The following is a 24249-nucleotide window of genomic DNA, read 5'->3' on the forward strand; positions in this document are numbered from 1 at the left end:
AGAGGGTTGTAGTATGAATTGGAGAATTGTTGTCCGCTCGCTCAAGAATCGAGATATGCAAAAACGTCTGGGCATTGTGTTTGGCTTGATTGTTGCGTTTCGGTTTTTAGCGCATGTTCCAGTGCCGCTTGCGAATCCAACGGAATTAAAAAGTATCATTGAAGGCGTAGTGAGTAGCAGTGACTTTGGCGGCTTTTTGAACCTAATGAGCGGTGGTGCGCTGAGCCAGATTTCAATTGTACTTGTCGGCATGAGCCCGTTTATTACTGCAAGTATTATTACGCAGTTGCTAACGAAAGCGATTCCGAAACTTGAAGAGCTACATAAAGACGGTGAGTCTGGACGGCGCAAAATCCAGCAATGGACGCGTATCGTGACAGTGCCGCTGGCTATTGTGCAATCAATTGCGTTCGTATACATTCTGCAGCAATCAGTACTCGCTGGATCAACTACCGGCAGTGCGCAGTCTACACCGTGGCAATGGGTGATAGCTGTCACGTCAATGACCGCCGGCTCAGTGCTTTTGATGTGGATCGGGGAATTAATGACAGAGCAAGGTATTGGTAACGGCATATCACTTGTGATCTTTGCTGGTATTATTAGTCAGTTGCCGACAACGTTTGGCACACTTATCAGCTCGTTATTCTCGACAGCAAAAGGACAGCTTAGCGTGTTCGGCTGGTTTAATGTGCCAGTAGACCCGACGACATTTTGGCTCGTTTTAGCGATCGGCATTATCGGGTTGCTCCTGTTGTATATGCTCGTGAAGATCAACGAAGCGCAACGCGTTATCACTATCAATTATGCTAAGCGCGTGGCAGGCAACACGAGCTATGGTGGAGTCAAGAGTATTTTGCCTGTCAAACTTATTGCTGCGGGCGTAATTCCGGTTATTTTCGCCGTTGCATTTCTCAGTCTGCCAGCGTTCGTCGGGCAGGTCATGAAAGTGATGCCGGGTGCTAATGCAACCGTCGCGAACAACTTGGTTAAATGGTTTCAGTCGCCAACCGCTAAAAACTTTGCTAATGGCGACTGGACGGTGATGATTTATCCAGTATTATACTTTTTGCTCGTCATTGCGTTTACTTATTTCTATACCGGTATAGTGTTTAATGCAAATGAAATCGCTGAAAACTTGCAGAAGCAGGGCGGTTTTATCGCGGGCGTGCGCCCTGGTGCGACGACTGAGAAGTATTTGAGTACGACTGTCAATCGCTTAGTATTGTTCGGCTCAATTGCGCTTGGCGTTATCGCGATTATGCCGTTTATTATGGATTATATTTTTGCGCAGCTTGGGCTGAGTATCTCGAATTTATCAATTGGCGGTACAGGACTACTTATCGTTGTGACGGTTGGGCTTGAGACGTTGCGCCAGGTCAACTCGCGGGCGTTGATGGTGACGTATGACGACTTTGATGTTGACGAACTTGGCGGCAGTAATACAAAAAAGCGCCGCTTACTGAAGCTGAAATTCAGTAAACTTCGCCGTGCCAAAGGGTAGATTTCTTGCTATACATAGGCATATGTACGCGAATTGCGTGGTGCAGACGTTTTCTCTCGTAGCCTATTTACTTTTGCTACAACCTAGGCTATAATACCAAGCTGTATATCTATGGCGAGTTCTAAGGAAGTTATCAAATTGCGCGGCAAGGTAGTGGAAGCACTGCCTAATACGCAATTCAAGGTAGAATTGGAGAACGGCCTAAGTATTATCGCTCACATTAGCGGCAAAATGCGCAAGCACTACATCCGCTTAGTCCCAGGCGATACTGTGGAAGTCGAGTTAACCCCATATGATCTCACTAAGGGTAGAATCGTATTCCGCGCACGTGATTAATAACCGAAATCCGACCTGATATCATCGGATTTCATTAACGCAGGGTTTTTCCTGAAGGAGTTTGTACGCTCATGAAAGTTCGTGCGAGTGTCAAAAAAATCAGCCCTGATGATCAGCTGGTTCGGCGCAAAGGCCGTCTCCGTGTCATCAACAAGAAAAAACCTAAAAATAAGCAAAGGCAGGGTTAAGCATGGCTCGAATTGCTGGGGTTGTCATCCCCGACGATAAGCAAGTGCAGGTGTCGCTCACGTATATCTACGGGATCGGATCGAAGTTTGCACGAGACATCCTTGCGGCGGCAAAGATTGAGCCGACCACTCGGGTGAAAGATCTCACCGAGGCTGAAGAGCAGAAGCTTCGCGACATTATCGACAACGATTATGTAACCGAAGGCGATTTGCAACGCCTGGTGACAAATAATATTAAGCGTCTGAAAGACATCAATGCCTACCGTGGCTTGCGCCACAAGGCTGGTCTTCCAACTCGCGGTCAGCGTACTCGTACGAATGCACGGACTCGTAAGGGTAAGGCAATCGCCGTGGGTGGCGCGCAACCAAAAGCAGCAAGCAAGACTTGATGAGGAAGGATTAGATTATGGCAGAAGCAAAATCTTCAAAGAAAAAGCAGCGCCGATCTGTCCCGAACGGTCAGCTGCATGTACAAGCAACATTTAACAATACAATTGTGACATTTGCGGACAGTAAGGGCAATGCTCTTACTGCGTCGAGTGCTGGCGCATGTGGTTTTCGCGGCAGTAAAAAAGGTACCGCTTATGCTGCACAAATTGCTGCCGAGAAGGCGGCTGAAGCAGCCAAAAGTAGCTACGGCTTGCGCACGGTTGACGTTTTCGTCAAAGGCGTTGGTTTGGGTCGCGATGCGGCGATTCGTGCGCTCGGTACGTTTGATATCACAGTTAACAGTATCAAAGACGTGACTGGTGTTCCGCATGGCGGTGTCCGTCCACGAAAGGCAAGGAGGGCATAATGGCACGAGATAGAAGCCCAATAGTGAAGCAGAGTCGCCGCGAGGGCGTTGCGCTTCATCCGAAAGCGCATAAGATTCTTGCGCGCAAAAGTGGTATTCCGGGCGAACACGCGCATGGTCGCCAAGGTAAGCAGAGTATGTACGCTACGCAGCTGCGTGAAAAGCAGAAAGTGCGTCGCATGTATGGTTTGCTTGAAAAGCAATTTGCAAAGTTGATGAACGAAGCGGTTCGCAAGCCGGGACTTGCTGGTGAAAACCTGCTGAAATTCCTGGAGCTGCGCTTAGATAACGCCGTATATCGCGCTGGTTTCGCAACGAGCCGCCGCCAAGCACGTCAGCTCGTGAGCCACGGGCATTTTGAGCTCAATGGCCGCCGTGTTGATATTCCGTCAATTCGCGTTAAAGCTGGCGATATTATTACCGTTCGTCCAAAGAGCGTCAAATCAGGCTATTTCACGAATATAAACGATATCTACAGCAATACGTCGCAAGTACCGCTTAGCTGGTTGACGGGTGATGTTAAAAAGCTGAAGATTGAGATCACTGGTACGCCGAAGCGCGAGGAAGCTGAAGCGGATATTAATGAGCAGCTAATTGTTGAGTACTACTCACGCTAAAAAGGGTAAGGAGATATAAAATGTCTAAAGTAATTCACAATCCAGCACTCGCTCAGATTATTGATAATAGCGAATTTTCGAGTACGTTTATCGTTGAGCCTCTGCATGTCAACTACGGTAACACACTCGGTAATAGCTTGCGCCGCGTGCTGCTTTCAAGTATCCGCGGTGGTGCCGTTGTGGCGTTTCGCATTGAGGGTGCCACGCACGAGTTTACGACTGTTCCGGGCATCAAAGAAGATGTCGTCGACATCATGCTAAACCTCAAAGGTGTGAATTTTCGTATTGCGACCGACGAGCCTATTGAGCTGCGTCTTGAGAAACACGGTGCGGGTGAAATCACTGCCGCTGATATTCAAGCGAATGCTGACGTTGAGGTAATGAACCCAGATCACGTCATCTGTACTGTTGACGATGACAGCCGAACGACCGTTTTTGACCTCGTGGTTGAATCCGGGCGTGGTTACCAAACGATTGAAGAGTCAAGCGAAAAGCGTTTGCACAGCGACATGATCGCTGTCGACGCGATGTTTAGTCCGGTAACGCGTGTGCGGTTTAAAGTTGATCCGACCCGCGTTGGTCAAGAGACAAACCTTGACAAGTTGGAGCTTACGATCGAAACCGACGGTTCACTCACGCCACGCGAAGCGTTTGAAGAGGCCGCTGCGATTTTAGTAAATCAATATAGTGCATTGGCAGGCAGTACGAAAGTTGAAGCCGCTCCGGCGCTTGGCACTAAAGCTAAAGACGACGTAGACGAGCTTGATCGGTCAATTGAAGATCTAGGCTTGAGTGCTCGTACGGTAAACGCGCTTATTAACAATGGTATTCGCACGGTTCGCGACCTGGTTACGCTTAGCGAGCAAGACCTGCGTGACCTTAGAGGTTTTGGCAGCAAAGCACTTGACGAAGTTAAAGATAAATTAGCAGAATTGGAGCTCTAAATGCATCGACACGGATATAAAGGGCGCAAGTTTGGTCGCGAACGCGATCAGCGCAGAGCGCTTCTGAAAGGTCTAGCGACGAGCTTGGTGATGGAGGAGCGGATCGAAACGACGCTGCCAAAAGCCAAAGAGCTCGTGCGCTACATTGAAAAGTTGATTACAAAGGCCAAAAAAGGTGATCTTGCAAATCGTCGCGCGGTTATTGCTGGGCTTAGCACACAAGCTGCTGCTGTTAAGCTAGTTGATCAAATTGCGCCTCAGCTAACTAGTCGCACCAGCGGACATGTTCGTGTTGAGCGTACACGGTTACGTGTGGGTGATGGCGCTCAGATGGCGGTTATTGAGTTTGTTGACGAGCTGGAAGATATGCCGAAGTCGGAAAAGGAGGCAAGGTAATGGTAGATCGCACCTATAGTCAAAAACCAGCTGATGTCAGCCGGCGTTGGATCTTAATTGACGCTAAAGACGCGACGCTTGGACGCTTGTCAACCGAAATCGCTAAATATCTGATTGGTAAGTATAAGCCAACTTATACGCCGCACGTTGACGGTGGTGACTATGTTATTGTTATTAACGCCGCCGAAGTGCCGGTCACGGGTGACAAAGAAACCGATAAGATGTACTATCGTCACAGCGGATTTCCGGGTGGGCTTAAAGAAGCGCAGCTTAAAGAGCTACGCAAAAAGAGTCCAGAGAGTATTATTGAACTTGCGGTTAAAGGCATGTTGCCGAAAAATAAGCTCGCTGCAGATCGTTTAGCTCGACTGAAGATCTTTGCTGGAAGTGAGCATGCGCACGCCGCGCAAAAACCAGAGAAAGTAGAGGTTAACTAATGGCTACAAACACTGTACCATATGACTATGGGTTAGGTCGGCGCAAAAGCGCAACGGCACGCGCCCGTCTGATAGCCGGTAAGGGCAAGGTGACGATTAATGGTAAACTCGCCAGTGATTACTTATCAGGCAACAAAACGTTGCTTGCTGAGATCACCGATCCGCTTGCGCTCGTTGGCAAGCAAAAGGAATTTGATGTCAGCGTGCTCGTAAAAGGCGGTGGCCTAAGTGGGCAGGTTGACGCAATCAAGCAGGCAATTGCTAAAGCGATTACCGTCAGCGCGCCAGACTTGCGTTCTCCGCTGAAAAAAGCCGGTTTCATGAAGCGCGACCCGCGCGAAAAGGAGCGCAAAAAATACGGTTTACGCAGCGCCCGCAAGCGAGAGCAGTACTCAAAGCGCTAAAGGCTTTCCGTACTACTCCGTCCAGCGAACTTACAAAAAACCGCTTCTGCAGGCAGGAGTGGTTTTTTCGTAACTATGATATAATAGGTGCATGGTATTATCACAAATCACATTCGCTTGGCGCACCGGCACGTTATGTGGCGGTTTGCTCTGTGCTTTGTAGATGATTTCTAAAAATTACTGATCAGCCCGCCACACAATCGGCGGGCTTGGCTTTTTTGGTTTTATTGTTCAGCGGTTAATCAGGTTGCCGCGCAGCACTACTGGAGCCGATTATTTTTCTAATAAAAATACCTGTTATAATAGGAGTTACTTATGACTAAACCCGTTATTCTCACTGGCGTTCGCGCCAACAATGATTTGCACATCGGCAATTATTTTGGCGCGATACTGCCGATTATTGACATGGCGCGGCGCCGCTCGGCTGAGTATACTGTTAATTTGTTTATTCCCGATTTGCATAGTTTTACGACGCCGATTGATCACAGCCAACTGTTTGATAGCATTATGAACAATGCTCGCGTCTACACGGCGGCCGGCTTACCGCTTGATGACGATGCAATTCAGCTGTACCGCCAAAGCTACGTGCCAGCGCATAGCGAATTGACGATTATTCTTAATAATTTTGTCGGTTTCGGCGAGATGGAGCGTATGACACAGTTCAAAGATAAGTCAGCAAAGCTGTCAAATGATCGCGTGTCGGTCGGCTTGTTTGACTATCCTGTGTTAATGGCGAGCGATATTTTGCTTTATAATGCCATGTATGTTCCGGTCGGCGATGACCAAACGCAGCATTTGGAGATTACGCGTGATATTGCTGAGCGTATGAATCATAAGTTTGGCGAATTGTTTACCGTGCCAGAACCGGTTGCAAAACAACATCAATTTTTTGGTAAAGACCAGGGCTTGCGCATCAAAGACTTGCAAAATCCTACGAAAAAAATGAGTAAATCGGACGAAACAGGCAAGGGTGTGATTTTCTTAAGCGATACGCCGGATGCTGCGCGTAAAAAAATCATGTCGGCAGCAACCGATTCGCTTGGGCGGGTGCATTACGATAAAGATGCGCAGCCTGGTATCAGCAATTTGTTAGAAATTTTGACGCTTGTACGCCAGGCAAACGGCCGTGTGGTCTCATTAAGGCAGACTGTTGACGAATTCACCGGATTAGAACGTTACGGCGAATTCAAAAAAATTGTTGCAGATGAGATGGCGGAATTTCTCGCGGACTTCCAAGCACGCTTGGCGCAGGTCGACAACGATGTTATTTTGCGCAAACTCAAATCATCTGAAATCACCGCTAGCCAAACCGCCAGCCAAACACTTTTGCGCGTGCAAAAAGCTGTCGGATTGAGGCGCTAATGAAAGTCACCGCAAGCGACCTATTAGCGATTTTGCGCCGGTTTAACGTGGCAACTGACGATAATGTGCCGCGCCATATTGATCAGATTAACGTCACGAATCCTAGCCCAATTAATTGGCTTGTTTCGTTTCGGTTTGATCGCAAGTGCTTTTTTGTCCTATTTGATGAGACCGCTGAGGACCGTGAGTCGTATATCATGCGGCAGATATTCACTGCAAAGAGCGACGCCGAAGGGGTGCTTTATGAAAATCCGACAAGTGATCTGACAACTTACGGCTTACCGTTCAAAGGTAAAGATTTATATCTGTTTCAGTTAACGAGTAGTAAACGCCGTCTTGATGTCGTGCTCGCTGAGCGCCATCCTGAATATAGCCGTAGTACATGGCAAAAATATATTAAATCTGGTAATATTTTTGTTAATAATTCGCCCGCTAAAAGCCCGAAGCAAGAAGTTACCGAAGCAGATCGGATTGAAATTAATCTACCGAGTGCGGCAGATTACAGCAACCAGGCACTTCCGATTTTGTACATAGATGACAATGTTATCGTCATTAATAAGCCGGCAGGGATTTTGACGCACAGTAAGGGTGCACTGAACGACGAATTTACGGTCGCTGACTTTTTTCGGCGTTATACTACTGTTGGACTGAATACGAACCGCCCCGGCATCGTCCACCGGCTTGACCGCGACACGAGCGGCGTACTAATCGGTGCGCGAACGCCGGAATCGGCAGCGCGGCTTAAAAAACAATTTGCCGAACGTAAAACGAAAAAATATTACCTAGCGATCGTGGACGGCATACTGAAGCAGCCGCATGCAAAAATCGACGTTCCGCTCGGCCGCAATCCTGCTGCTCCGAGCATCTGGCGTCCAGGCGTAAATGGCAAGCCTGCGCAAACGGTATATAAGGCGCTTGCACACCGCGACGGCAAAAGCCTCGTTTTGCTTCGCCCGCTTACTGGACGCACCCACCAACTGCGCGTGCATTTGCGGCATGTCGGCGCGCCGATCACTGGCGACCGCGTGTACGGCGTGCCAGCCGCGCGGCTATTTTTGCATGCGTATTCCCTTGAAATCACTATCGCGCCAGGCGACCGCCGCACATTCACCGCGCCGATTCCGCGCGAGTTCATTGAGCTATTTCCAGAGGCGAATGATGTCGACCTTGCTATTTGAAAGCACAACGAAACAGCAGCTTGACGCGCTCGCCGCTGACTTGCCGCAATCAACATTGCTAACTGGCGCTGACGGCGCTGGATTGCTCACTGCTGCAAAGTATGTCGCTGGTGCAAATATTGCCGCAATAATTCAACCGACCGATAAAGATGGCACCGTTGCTCCTGCGGGCTTGATTAAGCTTGATGCGATTCACCAGCTACGCCAGCAGGCGAGGGGACGAGCTGCTGTGCGAACGATTTTTATCATTGATGATGCCGACCGTATGAATCACCGGGCGCAGAATGCATTTTTGAAATTGCTTGAAGAACCAACGTCGCACGTTCACTTTATTCTAACGTCGCACAAACCGCATTTGCTGCTCGCTACGATTTTGTCGCGCGTAGAACGTTTTAGTATTAGACCAATTTCGTTACATCAAACACGCCAACTGCTTAAGCTGCTTGGCGTCAATGACCCGCGTACAGAGCAACAGCTTTTGTTTTTAGCATCTAGAAAGCCCGCTGCGCTTACACGGCTCGCACGCGACCCAGTGAATCTAGAGAAAATTGGTGATATCATGCGCGATGCGCAGCAGTTCATTCGCGAATCAAACTATCAACGTGCTGCGATTGCTATGCGTTACACTGATCGACGGGCGGCACAGCAACTATTATCGTACTGTCTCGCAATCATTACGCATACGTTGCACCGTAATCCGTCGCGCAGTCTTATTTATAAAAGCGAGTATATCGCCGACGCATACGAACGAATCGCTGTCAACGGGAATGTACGCTTGCAGCTTGTTGCTCTGGTTCTGTCAATGGTATAATAGCGACAGTATGTTTGGATTATTGTTTGTCGTTGCGGTTGGGATTTTTACTCTGTGGTATACGCAGTCGCCAAGTGAAGCGACACGGGATTTACCGCAAAAACTGTCGGCGAAACTTGATAAATTATGGGAAATTGCTCAGGAATCGTTAAAGTCTCAGCGATACTTGCGTGCTGAAAAAGCCCTGTTGACCATTCTACGTATTGATGAACGCAATGCAACCGCCTATAATCGGCTCGGTATTTTATACGCCAAGCAGCAAGCGTACAGCGATGCGATCGAATGTTTTGAGATTGCACAGAGCTTAGAGCCGAGCGCGTCAAGCCTGCACAACGTTGGTCTGATTTATTATGAAACTGAAAATTACGAAAAAGCAGCACTGGCGTTTGAACAGGCGCTCACAATGGAAGAAACGGTTGCTTCGCGCCATATTGCGTACGCAAAAGTGCAGGAAAAGCTTGACCATCCAAAGCGAATGTTTGAGCACCTAGAGCGTGCGATTGAGCTAGAGCCGAGTGTGCAAAGCTACAATATTTTAGCAGACGCCTACGAGCGTAATGGCGAACAGGAAAAAGCCGATGCATTACGCAAGAGAATCAATCACGTGATCAATAGCAAGAATCCGCCTGCCGCGCGCATCAAGCAGCCTCGTCGCGTCACTATGTAAGGGCTTGCTCTCGTTGCGCAAATACGCTACACTATACCTTGAGCGCAAGCTAGTACCTTTCTAATTTTCTGGATATTATCGTGCCGCTTTAGCTCAGCTGGTTAGAGTGGCTGTTTTGTAAACAGCAGGTCCTCGGTTCGATTCCGAGAAGCGGCTCCATGTTATGCAAGATTTTCATATTTATGAGCTTGCGTTATCCATCGTCATGCCGGAGTCGTCTAGTGGCAATGACAGGAGACTGTAAATCTCCCGCTTTTTAGCTTCGTAGGTTCGAGTCCTACCTCCGGTACCATTTTTTGTTTCTTATCTCCGTGCCTGAGGGGATTTTTTTGTTTTTGTATAGATATGCCTTAAACCCACCCCTCAACCGCAACACCCAAAGACGCGGCGTATTCCAGTGGCGTTAGCCACTGGAATCGTTTTCTTGGTCGGTTGTTAAGCATGGATTCTACTTTTAATATATCCCGGTTAGTTAGTTTTTTGAAGTCAGTGCCTTTGGGGAAGAAGTCGCGGATGAGCCCGTTGGCGTTTTCGTTTCTGCCTCGTTCCCAGGAATGGTAGGGATTGGCGAAGTAAATATCCGCTCCTAGGTCTTTCTCGGTTTGTCTCCAACCGGCAAATTCTACGCCGTTGTCGTAGGTTATGGTCTTTGGCAAGGCTCCGGTGTGCCTGCTGAGCCTTTCTAGATCAAGCATGGTCTGTTTTTGTATCTTATGTACATCATAGCCGCACACTAGGCTAATTGAGACTAACCCCGTCTTTCGCTCCACGTGAGTTAGCAATCTGTCTCGGCTATCTTTGCCGAAGATGGTATCGCCCTCTAGGTCGCCTAAGCGCCCGAGTTCATCCACTACGCCGGGTCTAGCTGCAATATTGCGTTTGCCGGCAGACATCCAGCCGGCAGGTACGGCAGGTATACGGCTGCATCTGTATTTCTTGCCGCGGCGCCGCAGGTGTTTATGGAGGTTGTATTTCTTGGCGTATTTGCAGATTGCTTTAGGCGAGATGTAAGACAAGCTAGCAGATTTGTCTCTTTTGTTAATCTCTATCTGCAGCCTGCCAGCAATCTGCTCGGGAGACCAACGCAGCCTGAGGCGCGATTCAACGAACTCTCTGGTTTGCTGGTATCCAGAAAGCTCCGAGCAGCAGGGATTGTTTCTTGCATCTAGCCAGCATCTTATGCTGGGCGGATTTAGCCAAGTAGTTTATTCTCTCGAATTGGCACAGGCGTCTTCTATGCCGAGCTTTCTTTTCGCGAATCACTGGCACTTTGGCGGTACCGCGAAAGTGTCTCGAGTCTAGTCCCAGCTCCTTAGGTTTATTAACTCTGGTCTTTTTGGCAAAATTTTGGTTTCGCCTGAGCTCCCGAGAGATGGTTGAGGGACTGCGGTTTAGCATGCGAGCTATCTCGCGCACCCTGGCTGAGCTTCTAAGCAGCGCTTCAATAACAATTCGCTCTTCGCTTGAAAGTTGTGTATACTCTCTTTGAGGCATTTTGGAATACCTTTCTGCTAAAATTAGGTTGTTTTCGTAGATCCAATTTTAACAAAGGACGAACCAAGATGCCTCTTTTTGTATGGGGAGTGTTGCGGTTGAGGGGTTGGTGTAGGGCTTGATTGCTTTTTACGTAAAGTTATGCTATAATTAAAATATGAGAGAGTTTTTGCGGCAATTTGCTGCCGAGTGGAACGGCGACCGGAACCAGCGTACAAAATTGCAGCGGGCGTACATAACAATAGCCGTACTGCTGTCTACTGTTGCGGGTATGCTTGTGCTAGTTAGTACGGATGTCAGTCGAGCACTGATGCTTTCTGCCGTAGGTATAGCGGGCGTGTACATTGCAAATGCCGTCATGTGGCTGCTTCTTGACTCTATCGTTTCGCCGAAATTACCAAAACCCGAAACTAAATCTGCTAGAGCTCCCCGCCGAAAATAATTGACGTACTAGGCAGGGGGTGTGGAGTTTGGTATAATCTTGAAGTGCTATGCTCCGCAAGTATGTTGCGAAGCGTGGTGATATGTGCCGCGATAGCTCAGTTGGTAGAGCGCATCCATGGTAAGGATGAGGTCTCGGGTTCAAGCCCCGATCGTGGCTCCACGTTGGATTTATCCGCAATTCGGTCGCCCTCACGGGCGGCCTTTATTAAACTTGAGATATTTCTTTTTAGTTATGTGCGCCCTGAATTCTTGCGCGACCGTACATATAAGATGGCGGCAATAAGCGCAAGTACAATGAAAATGCGCAATACAGTATGATAAATGTCGGGAATGTACAGCGTTTTGGATTCTGTCCAGTGAAGCGAGCGGGAGAAGAAGCGTCTAAGATTTTGCGCGCCAGTGCCGCCAACGATTGTGAAGAGCCAGTGGTTTAGGAATTGTGTGATAAGCCAGATAGTAAGCCACGTAACAATTACGTATCTTCCTACTTTCTCTTTGAATAAAAACAGAAGAAAGCAGACGATGGCAATAAGAAAAAATACTCCATCATCCTGCCATGACTGCGAAACAAGATATGTGCCACTGAAGTTAATACCAACCATGTCAAGAGCAAACCAAACGAGTAGCATTAGATTGGTAACAACAGCGCAAGTTCGCCATTTCATAATTACTACTATAGATGATAATAAAAAAACATCGCATAAATCATATTACTACTGTTTTTTACCAATAAATTCAACACAACCGAACGTGCTTTTGTACCAGCCTGGCTTCCGCCTTGAAATCTCGCCCCCAATCTGTTATATTGTATAGTCGAAGCTTAGTACAAAGGTAAAAAGGGAAGTTATGGCAAAGAAGAATAACACCAAGCGGAAGATTGTGGCGCTCGTCAGTGAGCTGACGGGGCATCGTACGTATGTTACGCGTAAAAATACGATGAATACGCCGGATAAATTAAAGTTGCGCAAATACGATCCAAAAGCGCGCAAGCACGCAACGTATACTGAAACGAAGAAATCGCTCGGCCGCAACGAGGTGAAGCCGCGCAAGGGCTAGCAATCTGTTTTACGTAATAAAAACCGCTCTAAAATCACGGGCGGTTTTGCTATCTGCAGTAAGTGGATCGTAAATGACTGCGCCCTCACAATTCGGCGCCATACGCCGTATCAATTGCTTCGGCGATCCATAGCGCATTTGACAAAATTCGCTCAAGCTGTACTTCGTTCGGCTGCTCGTTTTCGGAATAAACGTACACTGTGCCGCGGTCGATTTCGATGCTCATTTTGCTAAAATGCGAGGTGATGACGCTGGCGATTTGCGGCGAAATTAACTGTTCAATTTCGAGCGCATGCGTTGGTGTGCCGTATACCGTATATTTGCTCAAAAACTGGGGCGCGTACGCCGCGAGATTCCCGATTGCGAGCGGTCGCACGTGCGAATACGACGAACGGTATACGGCATCGTGCTGTTTGAGCCCAATGTAAGCGTGCGGAACTGTCCGCGGAGTATGCAAGTCAATCGCCACGATGAGCCAATGGCAACGCTGGCGCTTGGTTTTTGCGGCCGTGTTCGGCGCGTGAAGCTGCACGACATCATTGCGAATAAGCACTGTCGCATTGTAGCCGCGCACTGTACCGATACAAACGTGATTATCAATGTGCGTGTGCGATACAGTGTGTCCGCGCACTGGGCGGCGATCGCCATCGCGCTGGTCAACATAGCCAAAATAAACCAGCCCGACTTGATCGGCAAAATTCTGAATCGTTTTCTTCGTCAGGCGCGTCCGTACAACGTGCGCCGGCGTCATGTGGTGCAGCGCCCGCGCAAGCCTAATCTTTAGGCGGTCGCGTCCAGACACTATTTGCTTGTTCCTTTCGTGATTGTGTCAAGTACGGTCGAAACGAATTCTGCTTGGCTCCACGATAACGGCGAAACTGATTCTTCTTCCTCTGTTTCAGGGTCGATTTGTTCACACAATGTGCCAGTTTTCCGAGCGTGAGCACGCACCCACGCAAGTGTCTTGCGCGCCGATGCGACATCGCCTTTTTCCAAATCATACTGTGCGAGCCACAGCGATGTGACGAACCACCAATTGCCGAGACTCGATGGGTTACGGCGGCGGTAGTTGTCGTTTTCATAGCGAGGAACGCCCGGGCGATCGGGCGACACGTTGAATACGCGTCGCGCCGTTTGCACTGCGCGCTCGACAATGTCGCTATCAGCAGAAAAAAGTCCGAACATAAACGCGCCGTAGATACTTGATAAATCAATCGTTTGGTCCGGCTCGTATGAGCCGTCAGTATGCCGGCGTAAGCCTTTGTAGAGTGCATCGCGGTCGTGGTTGACTAAATATTTCTGCGCCGCTTCGGCGATGTCCGACGCTGCTGAGCGCCAGGCGACCGCATGCCCATCATCATGATTATCGTCTGCTAAATCTGCTGCTGCCGATAGTGCAGCGTAGACGACAGCTGTTGTATAAGTAGTCGTCATGTATTGCTCTTCCCACAAATCGTACGATGGCTTCGGTAAGCCGGTAGACGAATCAATGTAGCTCGCCAAGAAATCCGCCATCGGTACGACCATCGGCTCATAAAAACGTTTCATAAGCCGCTGATCATTCGTATTACGATACAATTGACCGAATAAGAATAGTACCAGCGCCGTTTCGTCTTCTTGAATCGGCGGTGTTACGGAACCGTCATCATGAACGTACGGATGCCAGCTGCTGCCGACCGCGCCGTCTGCCCGATATTTATGCATCAGAAACCCGCCAGAGTTCAGTCCGCGCCTACAAAAATCGAAAAATTGGTACGCTTCTTCGTAATAGCCCATGCGAATCAGCGGCCACAACACATATGCGCCGTCGCGCGGCCAACAGTAGGCGTATGCGTCGCGCCAATAATTCAACATGCCGCTATCAGTGCTAGCGATAATTGCGCCGCGCTTGTCGATGTGAGCTTTGAGCAGCATGACGCTCCGCAGGAATAGTTCGCGGTACGCTGGATCAATTTTGCGTGAAACCTTTTCGGCGGGGCGCAGCCAGCGATACCACCATTTTGTTGTTAGAATGTAGCGGTCGTTCAGACCATTATCGCGCAGTTGTTTATGCACAAACAATGCTTCGCGCAGCGTCGTGCCGCACGCGATCCAGTAGTGTACGCGCGCAGAGCTATGCGCTTTAAGAGCTAACTTAAATCGAATCGTCGAATCGACGCGCCCATGTTCGACAGGGCAGCTCCATAATTCGCCGTCTTCGGCATCGCGGAATGTACCCTCACGCCCTTCGGTGCCAAATAGCCCGATCGTGTACTGATCAAACGCGCGTTTCTGATCGTCGGTGCCGGAAATAACGAAGGTGCGCCGCCCGCGGTAATGAACAATTGCTTGGTCGTTTGGCAAAAATTGCGCCGTGTCGGTCATGCTAGCGGAGTCGCCAATGACGAATGCCTGGCGGAAAAATAGTCGTACATCTCTATCGTGTGCGTCAAGATTAACGACATGTATATTCCGCATAAACGCGTTGAGTTCGCCGTCGACTGTATCATCAAATTCAAGCATAACGCCAAGCGTCTGATTTTTTGCGACGATATGTCCGACTAGTGCGTCGTGCGGATAGCTAAATACGAACGTCCACGAGCCGTCATGCAGCCACGAGCACCTGCCGTCGACCCACACACCTATATGGTGGCTCGTTTCTTTGCCGATAGTGTGATTTTCAAGTCCGACATACGGGAAGTAAAAATCATGTACTTCGCCGAACGTATTTAGTCCGACGTGGAGTTCACCGTTGCTCAGTACGATTGGCCGCGCCATTAAAATTCTCCGTGCCGGTGGTGTTCATATACGCGGTAGCGAATGTCGCGCAGTGCGTTCATGAAATATAAGAATGCATCATACGGCGAATTGTACGGGCTAAAATACGCGTGCACATCGCCATCAGAGAACCATTTTGTACACATATAATATGGATGGTCGCTCGTAGTCAAGCGTCGCCAGTCTGAGATCAAATCGGCGTCGTCGGTACGCATGACGTCGTCTTCTAATTCATATAAATGGCGCATTGCCTCATGCTGCATGCTATTGCCGAGCCACGCTGTGAGGTCGCGTTCTGTGTCTGCCCACGTGGTCGTGTATGGGCAATCGACTTCATCTGCTGCGTCGAATGCATCGCACGCACCGCTTGCTGTATAAAACGTGTTGGCAGGATTCTTCAGCCACCGGTCAACGAAATCTGAAAAGAATGAGAAGATGCCTGTATCTTCCCAGATATTCTCGCCGAACGTTTCAAAATCCATAAACAAATTCACAATCTGTCCGTCGTTGCCGAGCGCGTTATTCAGCCAGGTGTCGTACTTGCTGGCGCGCAGGGGGAACTCCTCCCAATCGCGGTTGCCGAAGCGGAATGCAATATCGTCGCTCAGGCGGTAATTTTTCATTAGTAATTTAATATGTTTCGTATTGATTGGACGGTACACGTAGTTCGGGCTGCGCCACCCGAGAATTGGATCCCAGCCTTCTGCTAAAATGCCTTTGAAACCGTTGTCATCCGCCCATTTAGCGAGATTATTGTCGTAGCTGAGTTCGGTATTGCGGAAAACTTGCGTTTCGACACCGAACAAATCGCGAATCTTCGCACGGTATAATGCGACTTGTCGCTCAAACTCTGCTCGGCTAAAGAAAAACGCAAGGCTGTGGTAATATGTGTCGGCGACGATTTCGGTTCGCCCAGTATCAATGAGTGCGCGGAATGCATCAATCACATCGGGTGCCCAGGCTTCGGCTTGCTCAAGCATTGTGCCGGAAATCGACAGCGATACTTTGAAGTCCGGATGTGTATCAAGCAGCTGCTTAAGTAGCTGCGTCATTGGGCGGTATGACTTATCGGCGACTTTTTCGAAAATTGCACGGTTATTGCGATGCGGCTCTTTGCATTCGCCGAAATAGTCGTGGTTTACTGCTGTATCAAACACCGTGTATTCGCGCACGCGCCACGGCTGGTGAACGTGCAGATATAATACGATTCCGCGCTTGCTACTCATTGACTTCTCCTGTTTTCATGTTGTTATAGACGTGAATGCATTTTTCAGCGACATCATTCCAGCTGATACGCGCGTACTCATTTTTGACATTGCGTTTCAAGCTATCACGCAGCGCTGGTGACGTTGCAAGTGCCACCAGCTGGTCGGCGAGCTTTTCGGTATCCCAAAAATCATAACGCAGTACGCTTTGCAATATTTCGCCGACACCGGATTGTTTAGTGATGATCAGCGCCGTATCATGGTGTGCCGCTTCAAGCGCCGTTAGTCCGAACGGCTCCGATACTGAGCTCATCACGAACACGTCTGATACACTATACGCATCGCGCCATTGTTTGCCGCGCACGAATCCGCTGAAAAACACTTTATCGGAAATACCAAGATCCGCAGAAAGCTGAATAAGCTCGTCGCGCTGGTCGCCATCGCCGGCGAACAAAAACGCGAACCGGTCGTAGCGCTCACACGCCCGCGCCGCGCCTTGCATCAATTGCACTAAACCTTTTTGCGCCGTAAAGCGCGTGATCGTCGATACTATCGTGTAGCCCTCATTTTTTAGCACTTCAAGATAACGATATGTGCGGCGGTCGTATTCGTAGTCGCCAAACGAATTAACATCAATCGCGTTGTGAACCACTTCAATTTTGTCCGCTGGAATGCCATATTTTTGTACGATAATTTGCTTGGTAATATTGCTTACGGCGATAATCCGGTCTGCCATCATCAAACCGTTGTATTCAATTTCATGAATAACCGGATTGCCACCGTTATGCGAACCGGCGCGGTCAAATTCAGTAGCATGTACATGAACAATCAGTGGCGCGTCAGTCAGTTCTTTAGCACGCAAGCCCGCTTCAATTGTAAGCCAATCGTGCGCATGGATTATATCAGGGCTGCCCGTCTTGCGTACAAAACGTTCAACGTATTTGATGTAGCGTTTTTGCAAACCGCGCATTGTTTGCAGATCACGCATATCAACTTGGTCAAGATCAAGCGTATCAACACCTTTGCCGCCATACGCGCCTATTGTGCCAAATCTATGCAGTGGTGTTAACTCTGTCGCTGCATGAACGTCCATGTAGTCTATATTTGAATGCCGAGCCGAGTAGGGCAGAATGAAATCAATTGACGCGCCGTGTTTTGCGAGCGCCTTGGATAGATGGTAGCATGCTACACCTAACCCGCCGCTGTTGTGCGGTGGAAGTTCCCACCCAAGCATTAAAATCTTCATGTGTACACCTTGCGGTTTATTGATTCCCCTTATGTTATCTCACTTACAGTTATACACCCCTTAGTAGCGAAATGCAACCGGTGGCGGTGTGCGCCGGCATTGTTGCACAACCCAACCCTCAAACCCTCAGCTCACCCTAGTTGCTGCGGGTTTTGCTTCGTCCTGCTTTGTCTTGTCCTGCTTTGTCTCGTTAGCTGGTTCCGCTATACCTCGGCAGTCCTAGGCTATTGAATTGGTTAATGATTAGGGCTTTTAGTTTTTGTTCGGTTAGTTGGTTCGCTTCTGTGCGCGATTTCAGCCGTTCGCCGAATATGGTCTTTAGTCTAAAGAAAGTATTTTCAACTAGGCTGCGGCGATGGTAGTCGACATCAGCTTTCCAGCCATCTAGACCATACTCAATAACATGCCGAACAACTTGGTTGCGTTCCTCCCAGCCTGGTGTGTCATACCAACTAAAGTGCCGCCCGGTATTGAGGTGTAGTGTAGCATTTTTAGGCGGCGGGGCGATGAATTCTATGCCACGCTTTCTAGTGATGTCGAGATAATTACGCTGCGCGTCGTAAGCTCCGTCGCCGATGATGGTTTGCACAAGCGGTAGGGCTGTAGCGAGACTGAACCTGATCTAGCATCGGCAGAAGCTGGGTATTGTCATGAGTATGAGCGGAAGTATTAATAAGACCAACAATATCTCGGCTAGAGTGATCTATAGCGATGTGTAGTTCCCGCCAAGTCCGCTGGCGGCTATAGCCATGCTTTCTAGCTTTCCATTCACCTTCGCCGAATAACTTAAAGCCAGAGCTATCGATTAGCATAACAATATTCTCCCTGGAGCGACATTTCGGCAGGAAGTCAACGGTTAGTTTGGCAGCTCGCCTAGAGAGAGTAGAATAATCTGGAACCTTTCGGCTAATCTTCATTGCATTAAACAATAACTCGGCAAAGCCGCTGGTCTGGCGCAGTAGCAGATGAAACAGTTCGCGGATGATGAGGATTAATTTAATAAACTCATCGGAATAACAAAACGGGTGTCCATTTTTACCATTATTTTTCTGCTTCAGCGCATCTTGCTTAAAAACATCTTCGGCAAGGAAGATGCTTAGATTTCCTCGACTCTTGAGGGCGTTATTATACGCGCTCCAATTAGTAATCTTCCTGGCAGCCTTCCTAGCAACCTTCTTCGTGGTTATCCTAGCAGACTTTTTAGTGTTATTATTGGTATGAGCAGTGTTTTTATCTTTAGTCTTCACACCAAAAGAATAACACCGCTCATTTTTTGTTGTCTAGAGGGTTGTGCAACAATGCCGTGTGCGCCCAAGCATAAAGCGCATGGGTAATACATACGGAAACGCCTGGTTCACCCAACGAATCCAGAAAAGAACAGCCTCTTTAGTCTAAAATAAGTAGTGTAAACAAACCTAATTTTAGAGAGGAGACTGTTCTAATGAATAGTTTAGCAGATATTCCATCAGAATATCATTGCCACCGTAAGTTTTATCGCTGCGTCTGGGGAGAGGTTTCTTGCAAATATTGCGGTAGCCAAGCAATTAAAGTTGCGGAAGAACTATGAGTACTGTCCAGATTGCAAAAAGAAATACTCTGTTAAAGCAGATACCAAGGTATTCTCTTATTGCAATCTAACCCTTAGGCAAATCATTATCCTAATTTGGTGTTGGCAGCAGAAATGCAGCATAGGAGAAACGATCAAGATTGCTGGCGTTAGCTACCCAACTGTACGGAAGGTGGCTAGCGCGCTTTCGAGCTTCCCTGAAGCCTTCTGAAGCTATTTTAGAGGGTGCTTGCGAGGTAGACGGGCAGCTTCTTTGGCAAGAAGAAGTTCGGGCCAAGCAGCGATTAGTAATCGGCGCTATAGATCCTAAAAGGCAGCGCATTAGATTAAGAATTATTCACCGCAGAGATAGAGAGAATGCCCGAGCGCTTCCGTGCAACAAACCATCCGGGCAGGCAGCCTAGTCTTAACAGATGGATTTAGCGGCTATAATGAATTGCCCGCTCTAGGTTATGAATGGCTAGCCTGCAATCACTCTACTGGCTTCTTTGGATCCACTAACCATATAGAAAATCTCTTGGAGTGTAATTAAGCGAGCGCTGCGCTATATCTACCGAGACCTAACCTTTAATCTAAACGACCTAGGACTTATCCTAAGAGAATACGAAAACCGCTACAACAACCCCGATTTGTTCTATAATGTAGACAGCTACTTAAAGGCTAGGGCTTGTTATGGATTCGTTTGGTGAACCAAACGCTTGTGCAATTTGACAGTACACCTGCTAGTTGTATACAATAGAAAATTGTTAATAACCAACAGAGAAAAACATGAACGCAAATACGCCGACCGCTTCGTCAATTATCGACGAGATAAAACAGATCGTATTATCGCCGCACTCGTTTCGGTCGGTCTTTATTTTAATCTCATCCCTGTTGGTGGCATATTGGTTGAGCCAGTTTTTAGCGAAAGGCCTAATTTTCATCGCCCAGCGTATCGCATCACGTAGCGACAAAGAGTCGGACGAAGCGCGTGCTATGCGATTGCGCCAAACTGAAACGTACTTAAGCATGTTTATCGCTATTGTACGGGCGCTTGTGGTAATTGTAGTTGGATATATAGCGTGGATTTTGCTTAGCCCGACAGCGGGGAATAACTCATCCGGTGCGAGCGGACTAGCAGCTATCGGTGCCGGAGCGATGTTCGCGTTGATTGCTGGGCAGACGATCGGTATTATTTTGCGCGATTTGACAGCCGGTGCGATTATGATTTCAGAAAACTGGTATAAGATTGGTGACTATGTGAAGCTTGAACCGTATTCGGATTTGTCTGGTGTGGTTGAGCGCTTCACGCTACGGTCAACGCGTGTCCGTTCGCTTAATGGCGAGCTTATCACGGTGCACAATCAAAATATTACTGGTGTGCGCGTGGCGCCGCGTGGTGTACGTACTATCGCGGTTGACATCTTTGTGCGTGATAAAGACCGTGGTGTTAACGCAATTCAGCGTGTTATCGCCGCGATTCCGAAAGGCCCGACTATGCTGGCGCGTCCGTTGCATATCACCAATATCAATCAGTGGGGTAATAATCGCTGGCATATTACTGTTGTCGGACAGACTGCGCCAGGGCGAGAGTGGTTGATTGAGAAGTTTTTCGTGAACGCTGTAAGTGCGTTTGACGAGGATAAAGAGCCTAGTGAGCGATTACTGTCGTTGCCGCCAATATCGCACAACGCTGATGAAACAGCTAACAAGCGTTTAAAGCGCGCCGTTCGTGTAAAACGCGATCGTCCGCAGCAATCATCGTCAGACGGTAAAACGTCTGAATCCGCGCACCGCATGAAACGCACACCTGTGCATGCTTATATTAATCAGCGGTTACGTACGTTTAGTGAGGGTAGCATGCGCGCACAACAACCAGCGCGCGAGCCGCGTTCGCCAGCCCGTAAAAACTAGCCAAAACGCCGTTGCTCATGGTATAATATCAACCGTCCGCGTAGGGGAGTAGCTCAGTTGGTAGAGCACCGGTCTCCAAAACCGGGTGTCGCAGGTTCAAGTCCTGTCTCCCCTGCCAAATTGATGGAGATCTCGAAGCCTGAGATCTTTTTATTAATGCCAAATACAGTAAACTAACCCTAACAACCATAAGCGAGGGCAAGCGATGGTATCTAAACAATCTGCAAGCAGGGCAAAACAAAACAACGCCAAGAAATCACCCGCCAAGCAATCACAGCAGAAAAAGACAGCAAAGCATCCACTCATCACTGCTCTTACTAAAGCCATCATCATAATCCTACTAATAATCATTATACCTTGGGTAGGAATACCATTAACCCTGAGCGTCATCTTTAATATAACCGAACAAAGCCAATCAAAAGGCGTACAAGAACAAATGGTACAGTCTCTGCAGGAACGTTATCATGAAGAGTTCATTGTCGAGAAACCGAAACTAAAAGGAGCAAGCATAGATACGCGTGGCGTATGGGAAGCTACTGCTTACCCTACGAAAAACAAGGAATACGTCATCACCGTAGAGAAAGGTGACTCTGAAGACTCAAAGCCGTACGATAACTACATTACTATTGTCTGGTCTAAAGCTGCAACCAGGCAGATCCAACCAATGATTCAGAACCATTCCGTTGGAGCAGTACATGTCAGAGCCACTCCCGACGATAAAGCATATTCCGCTGCACAGCCAACCCCGGATAGCTACCTTGATTTCTACAACAATCGCCCGCAAGACCTAAAGTACTATATCTACATTTCCTACGATGGCGAACAGAAAGACATGAGAGCAGTAGCGGAAGAAGCCTTTCATCTTGTTACGTTAGCGCGTGAGAGGGGGATAGAGGATATGATGATCGACTATACTGAAACGCATGGTGATGGTGAGAAGTGGGGGAGGTATTGTTCAGAGGAAGACTTACTAAGCCTGAATAATATTCATGCCTGTTTGAGTCATAAAGTAAGGGATACGAGGTAGAATCCATGAAAGACATCCAATATCTAAATATCTCAGCTCTTGTCTACATTGATTTTATTGACGGAGACAAGAGTAACAGCCTAAGCAAAATATTAAGAGAACCTCATACGATGAACGGTGGTAGAAAAGGTTTAAATCTTGACACTCCTGAGCTGTCTAGTCTCAAAGAGGATGCGAATCCTTTGCGGTCGTTTGTATCAACTAAAATACACTCGAAATGTCGGGTGTATTTTATTGACTAATTGTCATAGTTGCACGCATGCGTTACCGCAAACTGCGGCGGCTCGCGATATAGGCGTATGCCATGCCGGCGATGCCGCTGACGCCGAATAATCCGCTCGCGACATTCAACGATCCGGTCTGCGGCATGACCGTTACAGTTGGTGCCGACGGTGCTGGCGTTGAGGGCTGCGCCGGAATTGATGGTGCCTGCGGCGCGGGGGTCGACGGTGGAGTCTGTGGCGTTGCCGGCGGATTTACTGGTTTAGTTTTGCATTCGTCTGAGTTTTTGTCGACATGCTTGCTGGCGTCGTATTCGCTACGTTTGATCGTGCGAATAATTTTTTCCGCTTTCAAGCAGACTTCAATAGTTTCATTGGTTTGCGTGGTTGCATTGTCGCAGGCGTCCGATTCACCGGAGATAGTCGGCGTGTCGACGCAAACATTATTTTTGTGCGTACCCGCAACATACTTGCTGTATTTTGCGGTGAGCACGAAGCTTTTTGCTTCGCTCGCTTTGAGCTCGGAGATCGTATACGTCCAGGTATTATCCTTGACTGTGCCCACGTCTGCCTTGATGAGAGATACTTCCACCGGCGCATTGTCGGTAACGACGGCGTCTTTCAGCGCGACTTTGCCAGTGTTTGTGACGGTAATCTCGTAGGTAAATTCTTGACCGACAGCGACTGCGGCGTGTTTTTGTTTATTGACAGTTTTTGTAATTGTAATACTTGGTTTGTCGGGCGTCGGAGTCGGCGTGACTGGCTTTTCCGGTACGGTGATTTGCGCTGTACACGATGTACTTGTGATATTGCCAAGGTCGCTTATTGCGTAGACTTGCGCTTTGTATGTACCAGCAGCGTCTGGTAGCTCAATCGTTGTCGAGCTTTCTGCGCCAGGCGCTGAAGCTTGAATAATCGTATTACTATTCGCATCAAACACATAGTAACGGAGCTCTTTCACGACGCCGCCGTTCTGACCGGATGCTTTGCCGCTGATACGAACTTTCGTACGCGATCCTTGAACCGGCGTGACCGTCAAGCTATCGCACGTTACCGCAGGCTGCGACTTCGGCTCCGGCTTTGGCGTTGGTTTCGGAGCGGGCGGCGTTGGCACGCTATATGTCACTAAATTACCGCATGCCGACACTATACGGAACGTGCCGCGCGTTGCCGATTTGCCCTCCCAGCCGTTATACCAGCTAAAATCCCATAAGCTATGCGGCCGCGAGTAAATCGTGCGCCCTGCTACCGAGTGTGCGCGCTGACCCTGTGCTTCGCTAAAGCGCGGCGTCCAGCCCCACGAATACGAGCTAGAGTCAACCGTGAAACGTTTCATCGCCGACATGCTCGCTAGCTCTGCTCGCGTGATGCCGTTATACGTCATGACATCGCGGAAGTTGTTTGTGTTCGCATCGTAGTGTGCTAGAATTTGTTCTTTGCTACCAACGCCGCCCGAAATCATGTCATCACTTGATGTCTGCGCCTGTGCGCTCACCACGAGCACGAACGATTGCAGCACGAGTGCAATTGCCACAAATGACATGCTTATCCGCCGAGCAACCGTCTGACGCGATACATCTAACATACGAAACATTTGTTTCGTACGGCTTAGTATTGCGATTTGCATGGATACCCTCCTTTACTGTGCCCCACCACTCGCACGTTTATATGTACTTATCCTTGTATTTTGTCACAAATCTTA

27 protein-coding genes, 4 tRNA genes and 1 pseudogene are annotated in these 24249 nt (G+C 48.6%); 22 read left to right on the top strand and 10 right to left on the bottom strand.

Translation table 11 applies throughout. The annotated features are described in order from the left end of the window. Nucleotides 1-13: 13 nt before the first annotated feature. The 16 genes from secY to J5A52_02465 all read left to right on the top strand — a co-directional run bounded on the left by secY (nucleotide 14) and on the right by J5A52_02465 (nucleotide 9929). Entirely contained in the window at nucleotides 14-1501 is a 1488-nt protein-coding gene (gene secY / locus J5A52_02390) for a preprotein translocase subunit SecY (protein ID QUB37913.1), read from the top strand. A 111-nt stretch (nucleotides 1502-1612) separates the two neighbouring features. Beyond that, nucleotides 1613-1837, top strand: a complete 225-nt coding sequence (gene infA, locus J5A52_02395) for a translation initiation factor IF-1 (GenBank protein ID QUB37914.1) — start codon at nucleotides 1613-1615, stop codon at nucleotides 1835-1837. Nucleotides 1838-1908: 71 nt separating this feature from the next. After that, nucleotides 1909-2025, top strand: a complete 117-nt coding sequence (rpmJ, locus tag J5A52_02400) for a 50S ribosomal protein L36 (GenBank protein QUB37915.1) — start codon at nucleotides 1909-1911, stop codon at nucleotides 2023-2025. A gap of 2 nt (nucleotides 2026-2027) precedes the next feature. Then, nucleotides 2028-2414 (top strand): 30S ribosomal protein S13, encoded by a 387-nt coding sequence (rpsM, locus tag J5A52_02405; GenBank protein QUB37916.1) that lies wholly within the window; start codon nucleotides 2028-2030, stop codon nucleotides 2412-2414. Nucleotides 2415-2431: 17 nt separating this feature from the next. After that, nucleotides 2432-2821: a 30S ribosomal protein S11 gene (gene rpsK / locus J5A52_02410; protein QUB37917.1), complete on the top strand. Its 390-nt coding sequence runs from the start codon at nucleotides 2432-2434 to the stop codon at nucleotides 2819-2821. After that, complete coding sequence (gene rpsD / locus J5A52_02415; GenBank protein ID QUB37918.1) at nucleotides 2821-3438, top strand: 30S ribosomal protein S4; 618 nt, start codon at nucleotides 2821-2823, stop codon at nucleotides 3436-3438. Before rpsK ends, rpsD begins: the two co-directional genes overlap by 1 nt. A gap of 20 nt (nucleotides 3439-3458) precedes the next feature. Next, nucleotides 3459-4382, top strand: coding sequence for a DNA-directed RNA polymerase subunit alpha (locus J5A52_02420; GenBank protein QUB37919.1), 924 nt, complete (start codon nucleotides 3459-3461; stop codon nucleotides 4380-4382). Continuing rightward, nucleotides 4383-4778, top strand: coding sequence for a 50S ribosomal protein L17 (rplQ, locus tag J5A52_02425; GenBank protein ID QUB37920.1), 396 nt, complete (start codon nucleotides 4383-4385; stop codon nucleotides 4776-4778). It begins immediately after the preceding gene. Then, the gene (gene rplM, locus J5A52_02430) at nucleotides 4778-5215 is read left to right on the top strand and encodes a 50S ribosomal protein L13 (GenBank protein QUB37921.1); all 438 of its coding nucleotides are present in this window, start codon (nucleotides 4778-4780) and stop codon (nucleotides 5213-5215) included. Before rplQ ends, rplM begins: the two co-directional genes overlap by 1 nt. Then, nucleotides 5215-5619: a 30S ribosomal protein S9 gene (gene rpsI / locus J5A52_02435; GenBank protein ID QUB37922.1), complete on the top strand. Its 405-nt coding sequence runs from the start codon at nucleotides 5215-5217 to the stop codon at nucleotides 5617-5619. Before rplM ends, rpsI begins: the two co-directional genes overlap by 1 nt. A 315-nt stretch (nucleotides 5620-5934) precedes the next feature. Continuing rightward, nucleotides 5935-6981 carry a tryptophan--tRNA ligase gene (trpS, locus tag J5A52_02440; GenBank protein QUB37923.1) on the top strand — a complete coding sequence of 349 codons (1047 nt, stop codon included), beginning with the start codon at nucleotides 5935-5937 and terminating at the stop codon, nucleotides 6979-6981. Continuing rightward, nucleotides 6981-8159, top strand: a complete 1179-nt coding sequence (locus J5A52_02445; protein ID QUB37924.1) for an RluA family pseudouridine synthase — start codon at nucleotides 6981-6983, stop codon at nucleotides 8157-8159. Before trpS ends, J5A52_02445 begins: the two co-directional genes overlap by 1 nt. Continuing rightward, nucleotides 8137-8970, top strand: coding sequence for an AAA family ATPase (locus J5A52_02450; protein ID QUB37925.1), 834 nt, complete (start codon nucleotides 8137-8139; stop codon nucleotides 8968-8970). Before J5A52_02445 ends, J5A52_02450 begins: the two co-directional genes overlap by 23 nt. A 10-nt stretch (nucleotides 8971-8980) precedes the next feature. Next, complete coding sequence (locus J5A52_02455; GenBank protein ID QUB37926.1) at nucleotides 8981-9637, top strand: tetratricopeptide repeat protein; 657 nt, start codon at nucleotides 8981-8983, stop codon at nucleotides 9635-9637. Between the two features lie 82 nt (nucleotides 9638-9719). Next, a tRNA-Thr gene (locus J5A52_02460) sits at nucleotides 9720-9796 on the top strand. A gap of 48 nt (nucleotides 9797-9844) precedes the next feature. Next, nucleotides 9845-9929 (top strand) — tRNA-Tyr (locus tag J5A52_02465). Between the two features lie 58 nt (nucleotides 9930-9987). Here J5A52_02465 and J5A52_02470 read toward each other — a convergent pair. Further along, nucleotides 9988-10818, bottom strand: coding sequence for an IS30 family transposase (locus J5A52_02470; GenBank protein ID QUB37994.1), 831 nt, complete (start codon nucleotides 10816-10818; stop codon nucleotides 9988-9990). 145 nt (nucleotides 10819-10963) lie between these two features. Then, nucleotides 10964-11131: pseudogene (locus tag J5A52_02475) on the bottom strand (helix-turn-helix domain-containing protein). A gap of 157 nt (nucleotides 11132-11288) precedes the next feature. Here J5A52_02475 and J5A52_02480 point away from each other — a divergent pair. After that, nucleotides 11289-11573 (top strand): hypothetical protein, encoded by a 285-nt coding sequence (locus tag J5A52_02480; protein ID QUB37927.1) that lies wholly within the window; start codon nucleotides 11289-11291, stop codon nucleotides 11571-11573. Between the two features lie 86 nt (nucleotides 11574-11659). Continuing rightward, nucleotides 11660-11735 (top strand) — tRNA-Thr (locus J5A52_02485). A gap of 70 nt (nucleotides 11736-11805) precedes the next feature. On the opposite strand, the gene J5A52_02490 is transcribed toward J5A52_02485, so the two are convergent. Next, a complete protein-coding gene (locus J5A52_02490) occupies nucleotides 11806-12240 on the bottom strand; it encodes a hypothetical protein (protein QUB37928.1) in 435 nt (144 codons plus the stop codon). 181 nt (nucleotides 12241-12421) lie between these two features. Between J5A52_02490 and rpmG the strand changes: the two genes are divergently transcribed. Then, nucleotides 12422-12631: a 50S ribosomal protein L33 gene (gene rpmG / locus J5A52_02495; protein QUB37929.1), complete on the top strand. Its 210-nt coding sequence runs from the start codon at nucleotides 12422-12424 to the stop codon at nucleotides 12629-12631. A gap of 85 nt (nucleotides 12632-12716) precedes the next feature. Here the strand turns inward: rpmG and J5A52_02500 are convergent, their stop codons facing one another. The 6 genes from J5A52_02500 to J5A52_02525 form a co-directional block, all read right to left on the bottom strand. After that, entirely contained in the window at nucleotides 12717-13433 is a 717-nt protein-coding gene (locus tag J5A52_02500) for a hypothetical protein (protein ID QUB37930.1), read from the bottom strand. Next, nucleotides 13433-15388, bottom strand: coding sequence for a glycoside hydrolase family 15 protein (locus J5A52_02505; protein ID QUB37931.1), 1956 nt, complete (start codon nucleotides 15386-15388; stop codon nucleotides 13433-13435). Before J5A52_02505 ends, J5A52_02500 begins: the two co-directional genes overlap by 1 nt. After that, nucleotides 15388-16614 (bottom strand): glycoside hydrolase family 57 protein, encoded by a 1227-nt coding sequence (locus tag J5A52_02510; protein ID QUB37932.1) that lies wholly within the window; start codon nucleotides 16612-16614, stop codon nucleotides 15388-15390. Before J5A52_02510 ends, J5A52_02505 begins: the two co-directional genes overlap by 1 nt. Next, nucleotides 16607-17839 (bottom strand): glycosyltransferase family 4 protein, encoded by a 1233-nt coding sequence (locus J5A52_02515; protein ID QUB37933.1) that lies wholly within the window; start codon nucleotides 17837-17839, stop codon nucleotides 16607-16609. Before J5A52_02515 ends, J5A52_02510 begins: the two co-directional genes overlap by 8 nt. A 190-nt stretch (nucleotides 17840-18029) precedes the next feature. After that, entirely contained in the window at nucleotides 18030-18428 is a 399-nt protein-coding gene (locus J5A52_02520; protein QUB37934.1) for a transposase, read from the bottom strand. Further along, nucleotides 18385-19086, bottom strand: a complete 702-nt coding sequence (locus J5A52_02525; GenBank protein QUB37935.1) for an IS5 family transposase — start codon at nucleotides 19084-19086, stop codon at nucleotides 18385-18387. Before J5A52_02525 ends, J5A52_02520 begins: the two co-directional genes overlap by 44 nt. Nucleotides 19087-20174: 1088 nt before the next feature. On the opposite strand from J5A52_02525, the gene J5A52_02530 reads away from it, so the two are divergent. The 3 genes from J5A52_02530 to J5A52_02540 all read left to right on the top strand — a co-directional run bounded on the left by J5A52_02530 (nucleotide 20175) and on the right by J5A52_02540 (nucleotide 22326). Further along, entirely contained in the window at nucleotides 20175-21299 is a 1125-nt protein-coding gene (locus tag J5A52_02530; protein QUB37936.1) for a mechanosensitive ion channel family protein, read from the top strand. Between the two features lie 42 nt (nucleotides 21300-21341). Next, nucleotides 21342-21417, top strand: a tRNA-Trp gene (locus J5A52_02535). A gap of 87 nt (nucleotides 21418-21504) precedes the next feature. Beyond that, on the top strand, nucleotides 21505-22326 hold the full coding sequence (locus J5A52_02540; protein ID QUB37937.1) for a hypothetical protein: 822 nt from the start codon (nucleotides 21505-21507) through the stop codon (nucleotides 22324-22326). 264 nt (nucleotides 22327-22590) lie between these two features. On the opposite strand, the gene J5A52_02545 is transcribed toward J5A52_02540, so the two are convergent. Beyond that, a complete protein-coding gene (locus J5A52_02545) occupies nucleotides 22591-24174 on the bottom strand; it encodes a DUF11 domain-containing protein (protein ID QUB37938.1) in 1584 nt (527 codons plus the stop codon). Between the last annotated feature and the right edge of the window lie 75 nt (nucleotides 24175-24249).

The organism is TM7 phylum sp. oral taxon 349 (assembly GCA_018127705.1).
Classification (GTDB): domain Bacteria; phylum Patescibacteriota; class Saccharimonadia; order Saccharimonadales; family Saccharimonadaceae; genus Saccharimonas.